At 71.9% G+C, this 15,060-nt stretch carries 14 protein-coding genes; 7 read left to right on the top strand and 7 right to left on the bottom strand.

Annotation, left to right across the window (positions count from 1 at the left end; genetic code table 11):
- Nucleotides 1–66 precede the first annotated feature (66 nt).
- A complete protein-coding gene (locus OG584_RS19985) occupies nucleotides 67–2,955 on the bottom strand; it encodes an FAD-binding and (Fe-S)-binding domain-containing protein (RefSeq protein WP_405779654.1) in 2,889 nt (962 codons plus the stop codon).
- 216 nt (nucleotides 2,956–3,171) lie between these two features.
- Between OG584_RS19985 and OG584_RS19980 the strand changes: the two genes are divergently transcribed.
- The 7 genes from OG584_RS19980 (at nucleotide 3,172) to serC (ending at nucleotide 9,849) form a co-directional block, all read left to right on the top strand.
- Nucleotides 3,172–4,740, top strand: a complete 1,569-nt coding sequence (locus tag OG584_RS19980) for an ATP-binding protein (RefSeq protein ID WP_405779652.1) — start codon at nucleotides 3,172–3,174, stop codon at nucleotides 4,738–4,740.
- Nucleotides 4,737–5,138 (top strand): roadblock/LC7 domain-containing protein, encoded by a 402-nt coding sequence (locus OG584_RS19975; RefSeq protein WP_405779650.1) that lies wholly within the window; start codon nucleotides 4,737–4,739, stop codon nucleotides 5,136–5,138. The genes OG584_RS19980 and OG584_RS19975 overlap by 4 nt, the downstream gene beginning before the upstream one ends.
- Nucleotides 5,135–5,509, top strand: coding sequence for a DUF742 domain-containing protein (locus OG584_RS19970; RefSeq protein ID WP_405779648.1), 375 nt, complete (start codon nucleotides 5,135–5,137; stop codon nucleotides 5,507–5,509). Before OG584_RS19975 ends, OG584_RS19970 begins: the two co-directional genes overlap by 4 nt.
- Complete coding sequence (locus OG584_RS19965) at nucleotides 5,490–6,128, top strand: GTP-binding protein (RefSeq protein WP_405779646.1); 639 nt, start codon at nucleotides 5,490–5,492, stop codon at nucleotides 6,126–6,128. The genes OG584_RS19970 and OG584_RS19965 overlap by 20 nt, the downstream gene beginning before the upstream one ends.
- Nucleotides 6,125–7,339 (top strand): cytochrome P450, encoded by a 1,215-nt coding sequence (locus OG584_RS19960; RefSeq protein WP_405779644.1) that lies wholly within the window; start codon nucleotides 6,125–6,127, stop codon nucleotides 7,337–7,339. Before OG584_RS19965 ends, OG584_RS19960 begins: the two co-directional genes overlap by 4 nt.
- Nucleotides 7,340–7,385: 46 nt before the next feature.
- A complete protein-coding gene (locus OG584_RS19955) occupies nucleotides 7,386–8,627 on the top strand; it encodes a cytochrome P450 (RefSeq protein WP_405779642.1) in 1,242 nt (413 codons plus the stop codon).
- Between the two features lie 103 nt (nucleotides 8,628–8,730).
- A complete protein-coding gene (serC, locus tag OG584_RS19950) occupies nucleotides 8,731–9,849 on the top strand; it encodes a phosphoserine transaminase (RefSeq protein ID WP_405779640.1) in 1,119 nt (372 codons plus the stop codon).
- Nucleotides 9,850–9,963: 114 nt separating this feature from the next.
- Here the strand turns inward: serC and OG584_RS19945 are convergent, their stop codons facing one another.
- The 6 genes from OG584_RS19945 to OG584_RS19920 all read right to left on the bottom strand — a co-directional run bounded on the left by OG584_RS19945 (nucleotide 9,964) and on the right by OG584_RS19920 (nucleotide 14,767).
- Complete coding sequence (locus OG584_RS19945) at nucleotides 9,964–10,596, bottom strand: TetR family transcriptional regulator (protein ID WP_405779638.1); 633 nt, start codon at nucleotides 10,594–10,596, stop codon at nucleotides 9,964–9,966.
- Entirely contained in the window at nucleotides 10,593–12,008 is a 1,416-nt protein-coding gene (locus OG584_RS19940; protein WP_405784170.1) for an MFS transporter, read from the bottom strand. Before OG584_RS19940 ends, OG584_RS19945 begins: the two co-directional genes overlap by 4 nt.
- A 461-nt stretch (nucleotides 12,009–12,469) precedes the next feature.
- On the bottom strand, nucleotides 12,470–13,024 hold the full coding sequence (locus OG584_RS19935; RefSeq protein WP_405779636.1) for a GNAT family N-acetyltransferase: 555 nt from the start codon (nucleotides 13,022–13,024) through the stop codon (nucleotides 12,470–12,472).
- A gap of 106 nt (nucleotides 13,025–13,130) precedes the next feature.
- Complete coding sequence (locus OG584_RS19930) at nucleotides 13,131–13,799, bottom strand: hypothetical protein (RefSeq protein ID WP_405779635.1); 669 nt, start codon at nucleotides 13,797–13,799, stop codon at nucleotides 13,131–13,133.
- A complete protein-coding gene (locus tag OG584_RS19925) occupies nucleotides 13,796–14,374 on the bottom strand; it encodes an RNA polymerase sigma factor (RefSeq protein WP_405779633.1) in 579 nt (192 codons plus the stop codon). Before OG584_RS19925 ends, OG584_RS19930 begins: the two co-directional genes overlap by 4 nt.
- 213 nt (nucleotides 14,375–14,587) lie before the next feature.
- Nucleotides 14,588–14,767 carry a hypothetical protein gene (locus tag OG584_RS19920; RefSeq protein WP_405779631.1) on the bottom strand — a complete coding sequence of 60 codons (180 nt, stop codon included), beginning with the start codon at nucleotides 14,765–14,767 and terminating at the stop codon, nucleotides 14,588–14,590.
- Nucleotides 14,768–15,060: the final 293 nt, after the last annotated feature.

Raw genomic sequence — 15,060 nt, 5'->3', positions numbered from 1 at the left:
GTCCACAGTAAGGGCCCGGAGCGGCACTTCCCTATTACGGTTTCCGGGTGCTTCCCGACCGGGTGCTCACGAGTCCGGCCGGGACTCCCCGTCTTGTTCAGCTCCGCGTTCCAGCCCCTCCGCCAGTACCTCCGCGAGATGCCGCCCCGGCCGGCCGCCGAGTCCCGCCAGCTGTGCCAGCTGCGTGCGGCAGGAGAACCCGTCCGCCAGGATCTCCGTCCCGTCCCCCGCCGCCCGCACCGAGGGCAGCAGCTGTTCCTGGGCACAGGCGACCGACACCTCGTAGTGGCCGCTCTCGAAGCCGAAGTTTCCGGCGAGACCGCAACAGCCTCCGCTCAGTTCGCCCGTCAGGCCGGCCTTGGCGCGCAGCCGGCGTTCGGCCGCGTCGCCGAGGACCGCGTGCTGGTGGCAGTGGGTCTGGCCCACCACCTCCCGGTCGAGAACCGGGGGCCGCCACTGCGGGGCCTGCTCCTCCAGCGCCTGCGCGAAAGTCCGCACGGCGGCCGCCAGCCGGGGCGCACGCGGGTCGTCAGCCAGCAGCTCGGGCAGATCCGTCCTGAGGGCGGCCGCGCAACTCGGTTCCAGTACGACGACAGGCAGGCCCGCGTCGAGCAGCGGCTCCACCCGGTCGAGCGTGCGGCGCATCACCACGCGGGCCTGGTCGAGCTGGCCGGTGGTGACATAGGTCAGCCCGCAGCAGACCCCGTCCGGCGCCAGCGCGATGCCGAGACCCGCCGCCTCCAGGACCTGCACCGCCGCCCGGCCGACCTGCGGGGAGAGGTGGTCGGTGAAGGTGTCGGGCCACAGGATGACCCGCGCCGGTGGCTGCACGCGGGTGCCGAACCACTTCCGGAACGTCTGTGGGGCGAGCGCCGGGATCGTCCGCTCAGAGGCGATCCCGGCAAGGCGCTTGGCGAGCGACGCCAGCGGCCCCACCCCGGCCAGCGCGTTCACGGCGCGGGCGTACGGAGCGGCCGCGCGCAGCCAACGCGGCAGCCGGCCCATGGCGTAGTGCGCGGCGGGCCGGCGGCGGCCCGCGTAGTGGTGGTGCAGGAACTCCGCCTTGTACGTGGCCATGTCGACGCCGACCGGGCAGTCGCTCCGGCAGCCCTTGCAGGAGAGGCAGAGGTCCAGGGCGTCCCGCACCTCCTCCGAGCGCCAGCCGTCCGTGACGACCTCGCCCGCCAGCATCTCGTGCAGCAGCCGGGCACGACCACGCGTGGAGTGCTGCTCGTCGCCGGTGGCACGGAACGACGGGCACATCACCCCGGCGCCGGACGCCGTCTCCGTGCGGCACTTGGCGACGCCCACGCAGCGGCGCACGGCGGCCGAGAAGTCCCCCTTGTCGTGCGGGTATCCGAACTCCACGTCCACCGGCTTCCGGGGCAGCACCGCGAAGCGGAGGTTCTCGTCCAGGCGGTGCGGCCTGGCGAGCATGCCGGGGTTCATGCCGCCTTCCGGGTCCCAGACGTCCTTGAACCTCCCGAAGAGTGCGACCAGTTCGTCGCCGTACATCTTCGGCAGCAGTTCGGCGCGGGCCTGCCCGTCGCCGTGTTCACCGGACAGGGAGCCGCCGTGCGCGACGACCAGCTCGGCCAGTTCACCGGAGAAGGCGCGGAAGCGTCCGACACCTGCCGGGGTGAGGAGGTCGAAGTCGATCCGTACGTGGATACAGCCGTCCCCGAAGTGACCGTACGGGGTTCCCCGCAGGCCGTACGTGCTCAGCAGGGAGCGGAAGTCCCGCAGGTACGCGCCGAGCCGGGCCGGGGGCACGGCGCAGTCCTCCCAGCCGGGCCAGGCCTCGGAACCGTCCGCCGTGCGGGTCGCGGTACCGCTCGCGTCCTCCCGGATGCGCCACAGGGCCCGCTGGGCCACCGGGTCGTCGATGACCACCGCGTCCAGGGCGTCCGCCGCCCGCGCGATCGCCGAGGCCCGCGCACGAGCCTCGGCCGGGTCGGCGCCACCCGTCTCGACGAAGAGCCAGGCGCCTCCGCGCGGCAGCCCCGCCGGTTCGCGCACCAGGTCGGCGGCCATGCCCTCGACGGTCAGCGGGTGGTGCGGCAGCAGCCCGGCCGCCGCGTCGGCGGCGTCGCCCTCGTGCGCGTAACCGAGGACGGCCAGCGCGCGGGCACGGGGTGCCTCCACCAGCCGTACGGTCGCCTCGGTCAGCACGCCCAGGGTGCCCTCGCTGCCGCAGAAGGCCCGTGCGAGACCGGTGCCGTTCTCGGGGAGCAGCGCGTCGATCGCGTACCCGGAGATCCGGCGGGGCAGTCCCTGCGGATAGCCGGTGCGCAGCAGCGCCAGGTGGGACTCGGCGAGTTCGCGCAGTCCGGGCGGTGCGCCGCCCCAGCCCTGCCCCAGGTGGTGGGTGCCACCCCGGTAGGCGGCGGTGGTCAGCCGGATGACGTTGTCGGCGGTGGTTCCCCAGGCGACCGAGTGCGAGCCGCAGGAGTTGTTGCCGATCATCCCGCCGAGCGTGCAGCGGCCGTGCGTCGAGGGATCGGGGCCGAAGGTCAGGCCGTACTTCCCGGCGGCGGAGCGCAGTTCGTCGAGGATCACACCGGGCTGGACCACTGCGGTCCCGGCCTCGGCGTCCAGCGAGACGATCGACCGCATGTACCGGGTGAAGTCGAGGACGACGCCGAAGCCGGTGGCCTGCCCCGCGATGGACGTACCTCCGCCGCGCGGCACCACGGGCACCCCGTGCGCCCGGCACACGTCGAGCACTGCGGCGACGTCGTCGGCGTCGCGCGGGGCGACGACTCCGAGCGGGACCCGCCGGTAGTTGGAGGCGTCCATGGTCATCAGCGAGCGGGCGGTCACCCCGAAGTCGACGTCCCCGCGCGCGGCCTGACGCAGCGCCTGTTCCAGGCCACCGCCCCGTCGGCCGCCGTGGCGTCCTCCGCCGTGGCCACTGTCGTGACCGCTGTTCCTGCCGTCCCGGTACTCGCCCATGGTTCCAGCATGCCCCTGTGCAGAATGTGTACCTGAGTCAACAATTTCCACACCCTCAACTTCCCAAACCGATCACCAACCCTCCTATAGTTGACAGGTGTTACGCAGGAATAATCGAATCCCTTTTGTCCATTTGTAGCTAGTTTTCCATAAGTCCTGCCGATTTCCCTTTTACACCCTCCCCCTTCGCCCCACCCGTCCATAGGACTCCGCCAGATGACAGAGCGCCCCCCGCTCCGCCCGACCGCACTGGCTCTGCTGATCTCCGTGATCGCTTCGGGCCTGCTGTGCGTATGGGCGGTGGCCGCAGCCCCCGACCACATACGCACCCCACTCGCCTGGTGCTCGGCCGGGGCAGCCCTGCTGCTCAGTGCCGCCGTCGCCACCGCCGTGCACGCGGTGGCGCACGCGTCCAGAACATCGCGGACGCTCCGCGCCCGGATCGATGAACTGAGCGCGGAGAGCTCCCGGTCCGGTGCGCGGGCCGCCCGGCTCACCGCCGAGTACGAGGCGCGGACCGCGCAGCTCACCGCCGCCTACGAGGCGAAGACCGCCGAGCTGACAGCGCAGCGTGAAGCCACCGCCGCCGGGCTCACGGCCGAGTACAACGCGAAGACCGCCAGGCTGAACGCCCGGATCACCCGGGCCGAATCCGTACGCTCCGCCGCCATGTCGGCCGCCGCCAACGCCGCCGGCCGGATGCAGGCCCTCGCCACCGGCATGCTCGCCGACCTGCGCGAGATGGAGCACCGGCACACCGACGAGGACGTACTCGGCGATCTGCTGCACCTCGACCACCGCACGGCGCAGGCGGGCCGGCTGGCCGACTCCATCGCCGTCCTGGCCGGTGCGCGCTCCGGGCGCCGCTGGGCGAAGCCGATCGTCATGGAGTCGATCCTGCGCGGCGCGATGGGCCGCATCGCCGGATACCAGCGAGTGCGGTCCCACTCGACCAGCGAGATCGCCATCGCGGGGCACGCGGCCGAGGGCATCATGCACGCGCTCGCCGAACTCCTGGACAACGCGGCCAACTTCTCGCCGCCCACCGCCGAGGTCCATGTGTACGTCGAGGAGGTCCCGGCCGGCGTGATCCTCACCATCGAGGACAGCGGTCTGGTGATGAGCGACGTCCAGCTGCGCCGCGCCGAACGGGCCGTCACATCGGAGACCACCCAGCAGACCGACCTCGCCGGTCTCTCCGGGACGCGGCTCGGTCTCGCCGTGGTCGGGCGGCTGGCGCGCAAGCACGGGCTGACCGTGTCCTTCCGTCCGTCGGCCCGCGGCGGCACCGGTGTCCTGGTGCTCCTCCCGCACGAGCTGATCACCCGGACGCCCAGGCCGTCCGCTCCGGCTCCCCTGGCCGCCCCGGCCCGGCACACCGGGCCGCATGCCTCGCTCGCGCCGGAGACCCCGCTCGCCCCCCAGGCCTCCGAAGCCCCGCAGGACGCACCGGCCCCGCTGCCCACCCGCTCACCCGCGCCCGCCTCGGCAGCCACATCCACGGAAGCGCCCGCAGCGGCCACCCCCGTCGGCCCGCAGACCGCACCGGAGCAGACCGCACCTGAGCCCGAACCCGCGCACTCCACAGCCGAGTTGGGCGAGAGCGGGCTTCCGAAGCGGCGACGCGGCCAGACCATGGCGGCGGCGCACCCGGAAGGTACCCGGATCCCCGGTTCGTCCAAGTCCGTCGACTCGACCTCCTCCACGACATCCGCCGCCAGGTTCAGCACGTTCCGCCAGGCCGTACGTGGCGATTCCCCGAATCCGGAAGGCAGCAGCTCATGAGCACGACCACCACCGACGAGAAGCTCAACTGGCTCCTGGAGAGCCTCCTTGAGCGCACCCCGGGCGCCCGGCACGCCCTGGTTCTCTCCCGTGACGGCCTCAAGCTCTGCCGTACGTCCGCGCTCTCCGTCGACCAGGCCGACCAGCTGGCCGCCATCTCGGCCGGTATCCAGTCCCTTTCGCACGGCGCGTCCATCGAGTTCGGCGACGGCACCGGCGGCGTACGGACCGCGATGGCCGAGTTCTACGGCGGCGTGCTGTTCATCGTCGAGGCGGGCGACGGCGCCCATCTCTCCGTGATCGCCGACGAGTCGGCCGACGTCGGCCTCATCGGCCACAACATGAGCGAACTGGTCGAGCAGCTGGGCGAACACCTCAGCGCGGAGCCGCGCGCGTGACCGCCCCGGCGCCCAGGCGCAGGCCGGGCCGTGACGACGACCCGGACCGCCTCTACACGGTCACCGGCGGGCGCAGCCGTTCCGACGCCACCGCCTTCGACCTGGTGACCCTCGTCGTCGGCGAGTGCGACCCGACGCCCGGCATGCAGTCCGAGCACGCCACGATCCTGCGGATGTGCGGCCGCCCCACGGCCGTCGTCGAGATCGCGGCCGGGCTGAAGCTGCCCGTGTCCATCACCCGGATCCTGCTCTGCGACCTGCTCGACACGGGGCGGATCAGCGCCCGCCACCCGCGCACCGCACGCGGCGCCGACAGCCTTCCCGACCCTCACATCCTGGAGCAGGTGCTCGTTGGACTCCGCAACCTCTAACCAGAACGCCCTGGCCGGCACCGCCGACAACGGTCTCAAGATCGTCATCGTCGGGGGTTTCGGCGCAGGGAAGACCACCATGGTCCGGTCGGTCAGCGAGATACGTCCGCTGAACACCGAGGAGACGATGACGCAGGCCGGCGCTGCCGTCGACAACCTCGACGGGGTGCAGGCCAAGACCGCCACCACCGTCGCGTTCGACTTCGGCCGCATCAGCATCGACGAGCGGACGATCCTCTACCTCTTCGGCGCGCCCGGCCAGGAGCGCTTCTGGTTCCTCTGGGACCGGCTGTTCTCGGGCACGCTCGGCGCCGTCGTCCTGGTCGACACCCGCAGGCTCGCCGACTCCTGGTACGCCATCGACCGCCTGGAGCACCACGGCACGCCGTTCATCGTCGCCTGCAACGACTTCGGCGGCCCGGTGCACTCCCTGGAGCAGCTCCGTGAGGCGCTGGACCTCTCCCCCGAGATCCCGCTGATCGACTGCGACGCCCGTGACCGTACGTCGAGCAAGTACGTACTGATCACCCTGCTCCAGCACCTGCACGCCCTGTCCACAGCGTCCTCAGGGTCCTCACCATCGACAGCGACGTCCGCACGGGAGCCAAGCACCACATGACCACCGACACCCCGCCCACTCCGCTGAGCGGCCCGCGATTCCAGACGGACCCCACGCAGCTCTACCGGGAGATGCGGCGTGCGCACGGCCCGGTGGCGCCGGTGCTGCTGGACGGCGACGTACCGGCCTGGCTGGTGCTCGACTACCGCGAGCTGCACCAGGTCACCTCCGATCCAGTGCTCTTCAGCCGGGACTCCGACCTGTGGAACCAGTGGGACCGCATCCCCGGCGACTGGCCGCTGCTGCCGATGATCGGCCGTAAGCAGCCTTCGATCCTCTACACCGTGGGCGAACGGCACCGCGAGCGGGCCGCGATGATCGGCGACGCACTGGAGTCGGTCGACCCGTTCGAACTCAGGCGCATCGCGGAGCAGTTCGCCGACGAGCTGATCAACTCGTTCTGCGGAAAGGGCGACACGGAGATCATCGGCCAGTACGCGATGCTGCTGCCGGTGCGGGTGCTCGCCCGGTTGTACGGCTTCCCGGACGACGAGGGCCCCGCGCTGGTCAAGGCCATGAACGACATGATCGACGGCCGCGAACTCGCCCTGGCGGGACAGCAGTACCTCGGGCAGTCGATGATGAACCTGCTCGCCGCCCGGCAGGCGTCGCCCGCCGAGGACGTCGCCTCGCACATGCTGGGCAACGAGGCGGGCTTCACCGTCGAGGAGGTCGCCCAGGACCTGATGGTCATGATGGCGGCGGGCCACCAGCCCACCGCCGACTGGATCGGCAACTCGCTGCGGCTGATGCTGACCGACGACCGGTTCGCCGCCTCGCTGTCCGGCGGCAGGCACAGCGTCGCCGAGGCGATGAACGAGGTCCTCTGGGAGGACACCCCCACCCAGAACGTCGCGGGCCGCTGGGCCTCGCGCGACACCCACCTCGGCGGCCGGCACATCCAGAGCGGCGACATGCTGCTGCTCGGTATCGCCGCCGCCAACTCCGACCCGCAGGTCCGCACCGACGGTTCGGCGCTGACCGGCGGCAACAACGCCTTCTTCTCCTTCGGCCACGGCGAGCACCGCTGCCCGTTCCCGGCCCAGGAGATCGCTGAGGTCATCGCGCGCACGGGGATCGAGGTCATCCTCGACCGTCTTCCCGACGTCGACCTCGCGACCCCCGGGGAGAGCCTCACCAGGCGCCCTTCTCCCTGGCTGCGCGGTCTGTCCACCCTGCCCGTCACCTTCACTCCGGTACCCGCGCTGTGAACCGAAGACCCTCGCAGCGCGGCCGTTCCCGCCTCAGGAGGCACAGATGAGTTGCCCGGTCGACCACGGAAGCCGAGCCGAGAGCATCGCCCTGGACCCGTTCGTCCAGGATCTGGACGGCGAGAGCGCCGCCCTGCGCGCGGCGGGCCCACTGGCCCGTGTCGTCCTGCCGGGCGGAGTCGCCTGCTACGCGGTGACACGGCACGCCGAGGCCAGGCAGCTGCTCACGGACTCCCGGCTGGTGAAGGACATCGACGTCTGGGGTGCGTGGCAGCGTGGAGAGATCCCGCTGGACTGGCCGCTGATCGGGCTGGCCAATCCTGGCCGCTCGATGCTGACAGCGGACGGCGCCGAGCACCGCAGGCTCCGTACGCTCGTCGCCCAGGCCCTGACCGTGCGCCGCGTGGAGCGGCTGCGCGCCGGCATCGAGAAGCTGACCACCGGGATGCTGGACCGGCTGGCGGAGGTGCCGGCCGGGGAGACGGTCGACCTGAAGGCGGAGTTCGCGTATCCGCTGCCGATGAACGTCGTCAGCGAGCTGATGGGCGTGGACGCCGTCGACCACCCCCGGCTGAAGACCCTCTTCGAGAAGTTCTTCTCCACACAGACTCCGCCGGCGGAGGTCCCACAGATGATGGCGGACCTCAGCGCGCTCTTCTCGAAGATCGTCGACGCGAAGCGCGCCGAACCGGGCGACGACCTGACGAGCGCGCTGATAGCCGCGTCCGAGAACGGCGACCACCTCACGACGGAGGAGATCACCAACACCCTCCAGCTGATGATCGCCGCAGGCCACGAGACGACGATCAGCCTGATCGTGAACGCCGTGGTCGCCCTCCAGGCCCACCCCGAGCAGCGCCGGATGGTGCTCGACGGCGAGGTGCCGTGGGAGAACGTCATCGAGGAGACACTGCGCTGGTCGACCCCGACGTCGCACGTACTCATCCGCTTCGCGTCGGAGGACATCGAGGTGGGCGGCGCGGTACTGCCGAAGGGCGAGGGGCTGATCGTCTCGTTCGGCGCGATCGGCCGTGACGATCAGGCGCACGGCCCGACGGCAGGTGACTTCGACATCACCCGCACGCCCAACCGGCACATCTCCTTCGGGCACGGCCCGCACGTCTGCCCCGGCGCCGCACTCTCCCGGCTCGAAGCGGGCGTCGCTCTGCCCGCGCTGTTCGACCGCTTCCCCGAGCTGCACCTGGCGATTCCCGCGACGGAGCTGCGCAACAAGCCGGTGGTCACCCAGAATGACCTCTTCGAGCTGCCGGTGAAGCTCGGCGGCTGAGCACGCCGGTCCGGCCGGGAGACCCCCGTCACACACCGTGGCGTCTGTCTCACCGGCCGGACCCGCTGTCCGTAAACGCCCGGAACCGGCTACGCTCCGGCTCGTGGCTGAGATCCGGATTCCCGCTGACATCAAGCCCGCCGACGGCCGTTTCGGCGCGGGCCCCTCCAAGGTGCGCACGGAGGCGCTGGACGCCCTCGCCGCGACCGGCACTTCCCTCATGGGCACGTCCCATCGCCAGGCCCCGGTGAAGAACCTGGTCGGCGCGGTGCGTGCAGGCGTGCGCGACCTCTTCCAGCTCCCCGAGGGCTACGAGGTGATCCTGGGCAACGGCGGGTCCACCGCCTTCTGGGACGTGGCGACACACGGGCTCATCGAGTCCAAGTCGCAGCACCTCAACTTCGGCGAGTTCTCATCGAAGTTCGCCAAGGCGTCCAAGCTGGCCCCGTGGCTGGCCGAACCGACCGTGATCGCCTCCGACCCGGGCACCCACCCGGACCCGAAGGCCGAGGCGGGCGTCGACGTGTACGCGCTGACGCACAACGAGACATCGACGGGCGTCGCAGCCCCGATCAAGCGCGTCACCGGCGCGGACGAGGGCTCCCTCGTCCTGGTGGACGCCACATCGGGCGCGGGCGGCCTGCCGGTCGACATCACCGAGACCGACGTCTACTACTTCGCACCGCAGAAGTCCTTCGCGTCCGACGGCGGCCTGTGGATCGGCGTGTTCTCCCCGGCGGCGCTGGAGCGCGCGGCGCGTATCCACGCGTCGGGACGGCACGTACCGGAGTTCTTCAGCCTGCCGACAGCGATCGACAACTCGCTCAAGAACCAGACGTACAACACCCCGGCCCTCGCCACGCTGTTCCTCCTCAACGAGCAGCTCACCTGGATGAACACCCAGGGCGGCCTGGACTGGACGGTCCGCCGCACCGCGACGTCCGCGCGCACCCTGTACGGCTGGGCCGAGGAGTCCAAGTACGCGACCCCCTTCGTCACCGACCCCGCGAAGCGCTCGCAGGTCATCGGCACGATCGACTTCGCGGACGAGATCGACGCGACGGCCGTCGCCAAGGCGCTCCGCGCCAACGGCATCGTGGACACCGAGCCCTACCGCAAGCTGGGCCGCAACCAGCTGCGTGTGGCGATGTTCCCGGCGGTCGACCCGAAGGACATCGAGGCGCTGACGGCCTGCATCGACTACGTGATCGGGCAGCTGTGACCGAGCAGCTCCAGGTTCAGCCGTAGGGGCTGCGGGCCTGTACGCGTAGGTGAGGGGCCTCGGCGGCCGGCTGGTCGCCGAGGCCCCTCACCTATGAGCAGGCCGGGTTCTGGATCAGGCCCCGGGTGCCCGCCCGGAACCGTCGATGAGCCGCTGGAGCGCGGGCCCGCACAGCTCCGCCAGCCGCTCGGGCGTGGCCAGTTCACCCGCGCCCGGCCGGTGCAGGCTGAGGGCCGCGCCGATGCCGAGGAGCTGGCCTGCGATCAGCTCGGCGCGCAGTTCGCACTCGTCGCCTGTGAGGCGGGCGGCCAGCCGTGAGGTGACCTGCTCGCGGAAGCGCTCCTTGAGCAGGGAGCGTTCGTCCTGGTTGCCGAGCGAGAAGACCACCCGGAGCAGCGGATCGGCCTGCCGCTCGCGGCGGCTGCGTACGAGAGCGAGCACCAGGTGCCGGCCGAGCACTCCGAGGGGCGCGTCGAACAGTTCGTCGGCGGCCGAGCCGAAGTCGGCGACCGTGTTGAACAGCTCCTCCTTCGTGCCGAACCGCTTGACGATCAGTGACGCGCTCACCCCGGCGTCGGCGGCGATGCCGCGCATCGTCACCTCCGCGTACGGGCGCTGCGTGAACGCGCGCCGGGCCGCGAGCAGGATGGCGTCGCGGCCCGTCGCCCCGAACGCACCGGACCGCGTGCCGGGCTGCTCGGCGCCGGTACCGTCCTGAGCACTGACTTCCGTACCGCCGACGGTCATGCACCCTCCCGGACAAGTACCTTCGGACCTCGCTCCCCGACGGTACCGGCAGGTGCCGCCGGAGTGCGCGGGATGCACAGCGTGACGGCCAGCGCGGCGAGGGCCGCGCCCGAGGCGATCAGGAAGACCAGCAGATACGCGTGCAGGGTGGGCGCGGTGTGTCCGCCGACCCGGAAGGTGACGTTGGCCAGCACGGCGGCCACCACCGCACTGCAGAACGCCTGCCCGACCGAACGCATCAGCGTGTTCAGCCCGTTGGCGGCGCCGGTCTCACTCACCGGGACGGCGCGCATCACGAGCGAGGGCAGCGCGGAGTAGGCGAGGGCGGTGCCCGATGCGACAACCGTGGCGCCCACGATGATCAGCCACAGGCTGTGGCTGGTGAAGAAGCGCACCAGGTATCCGACGGCCAGGACGCCCGAAGCGAGCGCGAGGGTGACCTTCGGGCCGTACCGGACGGAGATCCGCGCGGAGACCGGCGAGAGCGCCACCATCGAGAGCCCGCCGGGCAGCAGGCACAGCCCGCCCACCACGATCGAGGCCCCGAGGCCGTATCCGGTGCTCTTGGGTTCCTGGACCATCTGCGCGGTGGAGAGGGAGTTGGCGTAGAAGGCGAACCCGATGAGCAGAGCGGCGAGGTTGGCGAACAGCACAGCGGGGCGCGCCGAGACCCGCAGGTCGACCATGGGCGATGCGACGCGCAGCTCGTACACGCCCCAGAGCAGGCCGATCACCACGGCGGCGGCGAACAGCCCGACGACCCGGGCGGAGCCCCAGCCCCACTCGCCGCCCTGAGTGGTGGCGAGGAGCAGACAGACCAGCGCGCCGCTCAGCCCGAGGGCGCCGAGTGCGTCGAACCGGCCGCGGGTACGCAGCGGGGACTCGGGGACGAAGGTCAGCACCAGGACGAGGTCGAGGACCCCGAGCCCGGCCGAGGCCCAGAACATGGTGTGCCAGTCGTAGTGCTCGACGACGAAGGCCGCGATGGGCAGTCCGACGGCCGCGCCGATGCCGAGCGTGGAACTCATCAGCGCGACGGACGAGAGCACCCGCGCGGGCGGCAGCTCGTCCCGCATGATGCTGATGCCCAGCGGTACGACGGCGAGCGCGGCCCCCTGGAGAGCCCGCCCGACGATGAGCACGCCGATGTCGGAGCTGACCGCGCAGAACACGGACCCGACGACCAGCACTCCGAGCGCGGCGACGAGGACGCGCCGCTTCCCGTACATGTCCCCGACCCGCCCCAGCACGGGCGTGCACACGGCTCCGGTCAGCAGCGTGACGGTGACGAGCCAGCTGGCGGCGGCGGGGGTGGCTCCGGTGAGCGCCGGGATGTGCGGCAGCAGCGGCACGACGAGCGTCTGCATGACGGCGACGACGACACCGCAGAAGGCGAGGACACCGACGAGCATCCGGGGGTGGTGGGGCGCCTCTTCGGGCACGGTGACTGCTGACGCGACGCCGAGTGGGGCGGCCCCGGCCGAAGCGGGCCCGGCGGGGGATGTCCCGGCCGCGGGGGTCCCGGCTACGGATGCCTCGGCAGCGGATGCCTCGGCCGCGGGCCCGACCGGCCCGGACCGGTCCGTCGGCGCGGTCAGCGGCGTGGCCGGGGTGGCCGCTGTGGTCGGTCCGGTCGGCTCGGCCGGTTCTGCGGGGCCGGGTATCGCTGGGGGCATGGCTCTCCGTCGGGCTTGCTCGTGTGGCGTGGACCCCGGCCTGGCGCGACTGGGGGGTGCACAGACGTTCACCCCCCAGAGTAAACGTCTGTGCACCCCTGTCGGAACCGCGGAAGACCCGGCGCGGGACGGGCCGGTACGCCTGCCCCGCCCCAGCGCCCCCTCCGGCGCCCCCTCCCCGTCGGTCCAGCCGCCCCTCACCGGGGAGTGCGGCGGCCGTCCGGTGAACCGTGCGGCGGCGATGACCGCCACCGCACCTCGCCGTCCTGCCGGTCCCCCGTCGGGCTGAGCCCGACCGCCCCGGCCACGGCCGCGGACGCCCTGTGGCCGGGATGGATGTGCGCGACCACCTCACGCACACCCGGCACCTCGCCGAGCAGCGCCACCAGTCCGGCCGCGGCCTCCTTGGCGATCCCGCGCCCCTGCCACTCGGCGCCCACCACCCAGGCGATCTCCGCCACCGGCCCCTGGACCGTCGCCTGCAGGGTCCCGGCCAGGGCTCCCGCCGTACGCAGCCGGATCACCCAGTTCCACCAGGTCACCGTGGGGTCGGGTGAGCCCGCTGCCTGACGTGCGTACCGGGCGCGGAGCTCGTCGACGGTCGGCGGAGCGCCGCCGATGAACACGTGGAGGCCCGGATCGGCCAGCACCCCGGCCATCTCGTCGGCATACGCGACCCGGAGTGGCAGCAGATCGAGCCGGTCGGTGGAGAACGCCGCGGGCCCGTTCGCGTTCTCATTCGTCCCGGACATGGGGGCACCCTATGTGGGCCGGTCCGCGGACGCCGATGGCGTCATTGGGCGGCGGCAGGGGGCCCGGCCACTGCCCGTCCACACTCCGGCCAGGCCCTGCCCGGTCCTAGTCGGCCGGCAGGCAGCTGGGCAGTTGGCGCACCAGCCTGATGGACAGCATGGTCACCGGGCCGCCGCTCTTCGATTCCGCGGTGAACAACAGGTGGTCGCCCGGCACAATGGCACTGGGCTTGAAGTCGCGGGCCCCGTTGCTGTGGAATCCGGACTGCGGCGCCACCTTCAGGAGGCTGCCCTGCGGGCTGGTGCCGGTACGGCCGGTGGCAGGGCAGGAGGCCGAGCGCACCATCACCTTCGCGGGTATGCCTGCCTTGTCCAGAGCGGCTTGCAGGCCGGGGACTCCCTTCGCACTGAACAGCTGTACCGAGACCAGGCCGCCCGCCTTGGACTGCACGGCGTAGTCGGCGTTGACGATGTGCAGGCCACTGGCGCCCTGCGACGTCGGCGCGGCCGACTCCTTGCTCCCGGGGGCCGCGGTGCTGTGCGGTGCCGACGCGGTCTGCTGCGCGCCGGGCGTCCCGGACGTCAGCGGCAGCGCGACCGCCACGGTGGCAGCCGCCGCCGCGAGGCCCACGGTGAGCGCCACCCGGTGGCGCGGCATGCGGAGCAGACTCCGGTGGCCGGCGGGGGCGGACAGGGCGGCGGCACGGGCGTTCAGCTCGTCGGCGAGCTGCTCCTTGAAGTGCGTAGGGGCGTTGAGGTGCGTAGGGGCGTTCACTGGGCGGCCTCCAGAAGGGTGTCGTGGGTGGCGGCGTGGGTCTGACCCACGGTGCGCAGGACCTTGCGGGCCCGGTGCAGCCGCACACGGGCGGTGGCCGAGCTGATGCCCAGGGCCTTCGCCGCCCCGTGGACCGTGAGCCCGTCCAGAACGACCAGGTCCAGCACCGCGCGCAGCGGATCGGAGAGTTCCGCATGGGCCGCCGCGAGCCGCCGGGCTGCGCGGCCCGCGTCGATCCGCGCCTCAATGGCGCTGACGTCCTGCTCGTCCAGCAGCCGCCGCCCGCTGATCCGGGCAACCGCCTGCTGCTCGCGAACCGCGCCGTGGAAGTGGGCGTTCAGGACATTGCGCGATATGCCGTAGATCCAGGCGACGGGTGTACCGCGCCGGGCGTCGTAGGTGTGCGCGCCCTCCAGGGCGGCCACGAAGATGTCCGCGGTCAGGTCGGCGGCCAGGTGCGCGCTGTCGACGCGCCTGGTGACGAACCCGAGCACAGTGTCGAACTGCTGCTCGTAGAACGCGGCGAACCCGGCCGGGTCCTTCGCGGGTGGGGCTGTCGGATGCTCCGCTGGCACGGATGGCTCCTCAGGACGGGTCAAGGTGCGGTTGCCTTACACCCGGTACTAGTCCACGGCGCACGAAAGCGTTACACGTGCCATCCGACAACCGACTCGCCACGCGCAGGGCGCCGCCCTCGGGCGAGCCGATCGCACAGGCACCGCGAGAGCATCTTCCGGCGGAGCACGCCCAGTTCACCACCCAGGTCACCACCCACGTCACCGCCCAGCTCACCGCCCACGTTCGGTCGCCCCGTCGATGTCGAACTGCGCGTCCAGCCAGGCAGCGGCGCCCAGCGAAACCAGGGCGAAGAACAGAGTGACGACGCAGCGCCATGCCGTCCCGTAGACGGTCCGTGGCACGGTAAGCGGTTCAGTCGCCGACTCGCTGGGAGCGTCGGTGCGGGACATGGCCACCATGATGCCTCCCCGGCAACGGCGTTGCGGCGGCGCCCACCGCACCGAAGGCCGTCGTCGCCCAGGACGACGACGGCTTCAGCGAACTGCCGCCGGGCGGCCGCGAATACGGCGCCGGTGACCCGATATTCCGGGAGCCGAACACACCTGTCCGGTCCGGGCGATCACGGGTGGCACAGGGAGACGGCAGAGCGGCGTACGGGATAGCGGCGTACGGGATACCGAGGCGCCCCCGGCGCCCGAGCTTCCCCCACGCCCGAGCTTCCCCCACGCCCGAGCTTCCCCCA

This window comes from Streptomyces sp. NBC_00859 (genome assembly GCF_045161865.1).
In the GTDB taxonomy this organism is placed as follows: domain Bacteria; phylum Actinomycetota; class Actinomycetes; order Streptomycetales; family Streptomycetaceae; genus Streptomyces.
Note: the sequence above shows the minus strand (reverse complement) of the source record. Positions and strands in the feature narration are given on the sequence as shown.

Coding starts and splice junctions, on each gene's coding strand:
- OG584_RS19955 (WP_405779642.1), top strand. CDS start 7,386: ATGAGTTGCCCGGTCGACCACGGAAGCCGAGCCGAGAGCATCGCCCTG.
- OG584_RS19985 (WP_405779654.1), bottom strand. CDS start 2,955: ATGGGCGAGTACCGGGACGGCAGGAACAGCGGTCACGACAGTGGCCAC.
- OG584_RS19975 (WP_405779650.1), top strand. CDS start 4,737: ATGAGCACGACCACCACCGACGAGAAGCTCAACTGGCTCCTGGAGAGC.
- OG584_RS19960 (WP_405779644.1), top strand. CDS start 6,125: ATGACCACCGACACCCCGCCCACTCCGCTGAGCGGCCCGCGATTCCAG.
- OG584_RS19920 (WP_405779631.1), bottom strand. CDS start 14,767: ATGTCCCGCACCGACGCTCCCAGCGAGTCGGCGACTGAACCGCTTACC.
- OG584_RS19980 (WP_405779652.1), top strand. CDS start 3,172: ATGACAGAGCGCCCCCCGCTCCGCCCGACCGCACTGGCTCTGCTGATC.
- OG584_RS19935 (WP_405779636.1), bottom strand. CDS start 13,024: ATGTCCGGGACGAATGAGAACGCGAACGGGCCCGCGGCGTTCTCCACC.
- OG584_RS19940 (WP_405784170.1), bottom strand. CDS start 12,008: ATGCTCGTCGGTGTCCTCGCCTTCTGCGGTGTCGTCGTCGCCGTCATG.
- OG584_RS19945 (WP_405779638.1), bottom strand. CDS start 10,596: ATGACCGTCGGCGGTACGGAAGTCAGTGCTCAGGACGGTACCGGCGCC.